The organism is Streptomyces boncukensis (assembly GCF_011045075.1).
In the GTDB taxonomy this organism is placed as follows: Bacteria; Actinomycetota; Actinomycetes; order Streptomycetales; family Streptomycetaceae; genus Streptomyces; species Streptomyces boncukensis.
Genome location: NZ_JAAKZZ010000524.1, coordinates 1 through 4,873, shown reverse-complemented (window position 1 = coordinate 4,873; position 4,873 = coordinate 1). Strand labels below are relative to the sequence as shown.

Genomic DNA, 4,873 nt, shown 5'->3' with positions numbered 1-4,873 from the left:
TTGTGTATAAGAGACAGGCACCACCCGCACCGCGCGCGGCAGCCGCAGCGCCACATGGACGGCCAGCGCAGCGGCGAACACCCAGGCGCCGTAGAAGTGCAGCGGGTAGAACGAACCCGGGAACACGTACTCCAGCTGCACGTTGAGCACTCCCGTGGCGAATTCGAACAGCCCGCCGCCCACCAGGAACAGCAGCGAGATCCGCTCCAGCGCGTGCCCCGCGGAGCGCACGGGCGGCAGCGCGAACAGCTTCGGCACCACCGACCACAGCTTCGCCAGCAGCACCGGCACCAGCGCCACCCCGACGGACACGTGCAGCCCCTGGTTCAGCCGGTACAGCCAGTGCGGGTCGGTCGGCCACGAGAACAGATAGAAGCCCAGCCAACCGCGGTCCGGCGTCTTGTCGTTCACCGGCGACAGATCCGGGTTGTACGCCGCGTACGACAGCAGCCCCGTCACGAACAGCAGCGGGAGCCCGGCCGCCAGCACCAGCCCCAGCACCGACGTCAGCCACGGCCCGCGCAGCGGACTGCGGAACAGCGCGCCAGGCGTACGGCGCCGGGCAGGCGGGGGAGGGGATGCGCTCCGAGCAGCGCCCATGTCGTCACTCTCCTCGACGGTGCGCGCGGCACACGGGTCCGGACGGCGGAGGCGGACGGAAGATCCGCCGCACGCTCCGACCGTATGCCGGGCTGCGGGCGTCGCGGCCGCTCAGGGCCATGACGAAACGCTGACATCCCTCCCGCCGCGCCCCACGCGGCCGCCCGGCGGCCTACTGTGCAGGCGTGCTGCTCCACCGCCTCGTCCGCCGCCGTGCCCCCCGCCCGAACGTCCGCGCCGCGCCGCCGCACCCGGAACCGGCCCCGGGCGAGCAACCGCCGGCGGGCCCGGACCCGATGCCGTCCGGGGCCTGCGCACCGGATCGCCCGGACGGCCCGCGCCGCCGTGCGCGCCGCGCCGTACGCCGTGATCTGTACGCCGCCGGGCTCGCCGCGCTGCTCGTCACCGCCGCGGTGGTCGTCGGCCACGCCATCGAGAGCGCCGACGGCACCCTCCGCGTCAACTGGCCCCCGCTCTACGCCCGCTGGGACCCGCACACCGGCCCCGGCACGCCCGCCGCGCTCTGTGTCGCCGTGCTCGTCGTCGGCTACGGGCCGCCGCTCGCCGCCCGGCTGCCCTGGCGGCGCCTGCTGCTCGCCGCCTGGGCCGCTGCCATGGCCTGGACGTGGTCCCTGGCCCTGGTGGACGGCTGGCACCGGGGCATCGCCGAACGCCTCACGACCCGCTACGAGTACCTCACCGTCATCGACCGCTTCGACGACGTCGGCGCCGCGCTGCGCGGCTTCACCGGACACATCCTGATGGACGCGCCGGACAACTGGCCCGCGCACGTCGCCGGGCATCCGCCGGGCGCCGTCCTCACCTTCGTGGGCCTCGACCGCGCCGGGCTCGGCGGCGGGGCCTGGGCCGCCGTGTTCGTCCTGACCGTCGGCACCTCGGCCGCCGCCGCGGCGCTCGTGGCCCTGCGCGCCCTCACCGACGAGCCCACGGCCCGGCGTGCCGCGCCCTTCCTCGTGCTGGCTCCCGCGGCGATCTGGATGGGCGTCTCCGCCGACGGCTACTTCACCGCCGTCGCCGCCTGGGGCCTCGCGCTGCTCGCGCTCGCCGCCACCCGCACCGTCCGCGCCCCGCGCCTCACGGCCTTCGGCGCCGGCCTGCTGCTGGGGCTGACGTGCTATCTGTCGTACGGGCTCACGCTGTACGCGCTGCTCGCCGGGACCGTGCTGCTGCTCGCCCGGACGGCCCGCCCGCTGCCGCCGGCGCTGGCGGGCGTGGCGCTGGTCGCCGCCGCCTTCACCCTCGCGGGTTTCAACTGGTGGGAGGGCTACCGTCTGCTCGTCGAGCGCTACTACCAGGGGGCGGCGGGCATCCGGCCGTACTCGTACTGGGTGTGGGGCAATCTGGCCTGCACCGTGGCCGTCACCGGGCTGGCCACCGCCGCGGGGGCGCGCCGCGCCCTGGGCGCCGCGCCCGGCGCCCTCGCCCGCGGGTGGCGGCGCGCCGCGGGCCCGGCCGACCGGTTCACGGTGCTGCTGCTCGCCGCGCTGCTTGCCGTCGCCGCCGCCGACCTGTCCGGCATGAGCAAGGCGGAGACCGAGCGGATCTGGCTGCCGTTCGCGCTGTGGCTGCTGCCCGCCGCCGCCCTGCTGCCGGACCGGGGGCTGCGGGTGTGGCTGGCCGGGCAGGCGGTCCTGGCCCTGGTGATCAACCACCTGCTCTTCACCGGCTGGTGACCCTCAGCGCGGTCCGCCGCGCTCCCGGCGCAGCCGCGCCACCAGCACCCCCAGATCCACGGCGCCCAGCAGCCCGAGCAGCCCGCAGGCGAGGGCGATGCCCCACAAGGGCCCGCTGCCCGGTGAGCTGCCGCCGCCGGACGCGGCCGCCCAGAGGGCGAACCCCGCGGCGGCGGCCAGGCACAGCGGGGTGAAGAGCGCGGACAGCAGCAGTCGCAGCCGTACCGCGCTCTGCGCCGTGGCCGGCTCGCTGCCGGTGCGCTCATGGCGCCGTCCGTACACTCCGGAGCGCGACCGGGGCACCGGCGGGCCCCGGCGTGCTGCGTTCATCGCTCCTCCTCGGTCGCGCGTGTGCGGTTCCCCAGGGCGGTCAGTTGCGGGCCGTCACCACGCCCAGCGTCACCAGGACGAGCACCACCCAGAGGAACCACAGCCATCCGCTGCTGCCCAGCGCCGCTGAATACGCGGTCACCGCCACGAGACCCGCCACGGTGCACACCGTCATGGTCTTCACCGAGCTCGACATCCCCGTCATCCCGGGCATCGACGCACCTCCTCCCGGCGGCCCCGGGGAGCACCGGTCGCGCGCGCAGCGGGGCCGCGTCCAGGTCTCCATGGTCACCCGGTCACGGCCCCGCGCGCTACTGCTTGCGGTCCTGCGGTTGTCGTCGCGCCCGGCCGGGCCCTACTTCGCCTGGAGCGATGCCAGGTAGGCGTTGTAGGCCGCCAGCTCCTGGTCGCCGTCCCGGTCCGCCTTGCGGTCCCGGCGCCGGGCCGTGCGCTGCTCGGTCACGTACCACTGGAACACGAGTGCGATCAGTACGATCACCGACGGGATCTCGCTGAACGCCCACGCGATGCCGCCCGCCGCCTGCTGGTCGGACAGCGCCGTCACCCCCAGCGACCCCGGCGGATGCGCGTAGGTGTCGATCATCGGCTCCGACGCCATCATCAGCGCGATCCCGAAGAACGCGTGGAACGGCATCCCCGCGAACAGCTCCAGCATCCGCATCACATAGCCGGGCCGGTGCGGCCCCGGGTCCACGCCCATGATCGGCCAGAAGAACACCAGGCCCACCGCGAGGAAGTGCACCATCATCGCGATGTGCCCGGCCTTCGACTCCATCAGGAAGTCGAACAGCGGTGTGAAGTACAGGCCGTACAGGCTCGCGATGAACAGCGGGATGGTGAACGCCGGGTGGGTGATCACCTGTACATAGCGGCTGTGCAGCAGCGCCACCAGCACGTCCCGGGGGCCCCGGCGCCCTGTCCGGCTGCGGCTCCCGGCGGGCAGCGCCCGCAGCGCGAGCGTCACCGGGGCGCCGAGCAGCAGCAGGATCGGCGAGAGCATGCTGATCACCATGTGCTGCACCATGTGCACGCTGAACAGCACCATCCCGTACTCGTTCAGCCGGGTGCACATCACCAGCAGCACGGTGAGCACCCCGGCCGCGAACGCGACGGTCCGGCCCACCGGCCACCCGTCCCCGCGCCGCCGCAGCCGCAGCACGCCCCAGCCGTACAGGCCCAGCGCCAGCGCGCACCCCACCAGGAAGAACGGCTCGCCCGTGAACGCCAGGCCGCGCCCGAGCGTGAACCGCGGCAGATCCATCATCATGCCGTGTCCGCCGTGATCCATCCGTACTCCCGCCTTCTCCCCGGTCCACCCGGTCCGCGCGGAACCGCCCCAGTACGCGCGGATCCGCCCGCACCAGACTAGAACCGCCCGTCCGCGCCGGCCCCGGCGGGGGCGGCCCGAACGGGCGGTTCACCCTTCAACTGACCTGCGGTGTCAGGCGGCCTGCGTCGCCGCCGCGATCCGCTCCTCGCGCAGCGCCTCGTACCACCGGTCGTCCACCGGCGGCAGCGCGTTCACATCCAGCGACAGCTTGATCAGCAGATCCGCGATCTGCGGGTTCCGCGCCAGCACCGGGCCGTGCATATACGTGCCGAAGACCGTGTCGTTCCACGCGCCCTCCGTGCCGTCCCCGGTGCCGTTCCCGTTGCCCAGCTGCACCCGCGCGAGCGGGCGCGCGGTCGGGCCCAGCCGGGTGACGCCCTGGTGGTTCTCGAACCCCGTCAGCTGCGGCAGCCGCAGATGCTCGTCCACGTCCCCCAGGACGTCGCCGACGCACCGCTCGCCCTCGCCGCGCATGCTCGTCACATCCAGCAGCCCCAGTCCGGGGGAGCGCTCGCCGAGGTCGTTGACGAACTCGTGCCCCATGATCTGGTAGCCCGCGCACACCGAGAAGATGATGGCGCCGTTGTCCACGGCCCGGTTCAGCCCGCCGTCCCGCAGCAGCCGCTCCGAGGCCAGCCGCTGCGGCCGGTCCTCCCCGCCGCCGATCAGATAGATGTCCCCGGACGTGGGAATCTGCTGGTCCGAGCGCACGTCCAGGCGCTGTACGTCCAGCCCGCGCTGCCGTGCGCGCCGCTCCACCACCAGCGCGTTGCCCTGGTCACCGTACGTGCTCAGCAGGTCCGGGTAGACCCACACCAGCCGCAGACTCGCGTTGCTCATACCGCCAGCTCCTTCAGCGGATCGGAAAGGTCGGGGAAGACGGGGGAGACGGGGGAGG

General features: G+C 73.9%; 5 protein-coding genes and 1 pseudogene. 1 reads left to right on the top strand and 5 read right to left on the bottom strand.

The genetic code is table 11. The features are described 5' to 3' along the window. A pseudogene (locus G5C65_RS31195) lies at positions 1–600 on the bottom strand (molybdopterin-dependent oxidoreductase); the annotation flags it as partial. A 296-nt stretch (positions 601–896) separates the two neighbouring features. Between G5C65_RS31195 and G5C65_RS31190 the strand changes: the two are divergent. Continuing rightward, on the top strand, positions 897–2,294 hold the full coding sequence (locus G5C65_RS31190; protein WP_241266197.1) for a hypothetical protein: 1,398 nt from the start codon (positions 897–899) through the stop codon (positions 2,292–2,294). Positions 2,295–2,297: 3 nt separating this feature from the next. On the opposite strand, the gene G5C65_RS31185 is transcribed toward G5C65_RS31190, so the two are convergent. The 4 genes from G5C65_RS31185 to G5C65_RS31170 form a co-directional block, all read right to left on the bottom strand. Then, positions 2,298–2,624 carry a DUF6343 family protein gene (locus G5C65_RS31185; RefSeq protein WP_165302403.1) on the bottom strand — a complete coding sequence of 109 codons (327 nt, stop codon included), beginning with the start codon at positions 2,622–2,624 and terminating at the stop codon, positions 2,298–2,300. A 40-nt stretch (positions 2,625–2,664) separates the two neighbouring features. Continuing rightward, entirely contained in the window at positions 2,665–2,838 is a 174-nt protein-coding gene (locus tag G5C65_RS31180) for a hypothetical protein (RefSeq protein WP_165302402.1), read from the bottom strand. Between the two features lie 141 nt (positions 2,839–2,979). Then, positions 2,980–3,933 (bottom strand): cytochrome c oxidase assembly protein, encoded by a 954-nt coding sequence (locus G5C65_RS31175; protein WP_165302401.1) that lies wholly within the window; start codon positions 3,931–3,933, stop codon positions 2,980–2,982. A gap of 153 nt (positions 3,934–4,086) precedes the next feature. Beyond that, positions 4,087–4,815, bottom strand: coding sequence for a type 1 glutamine amidotransferase (locus tag G5C65_RS31170; protein WP_165302400.1), 729 nt, complete (start codon positions 4,813–4,815; stop codon positions 4,087–4,089). Between the last annotated feature and the right edge of the window lie 58 nt (positions 4,816–4,873).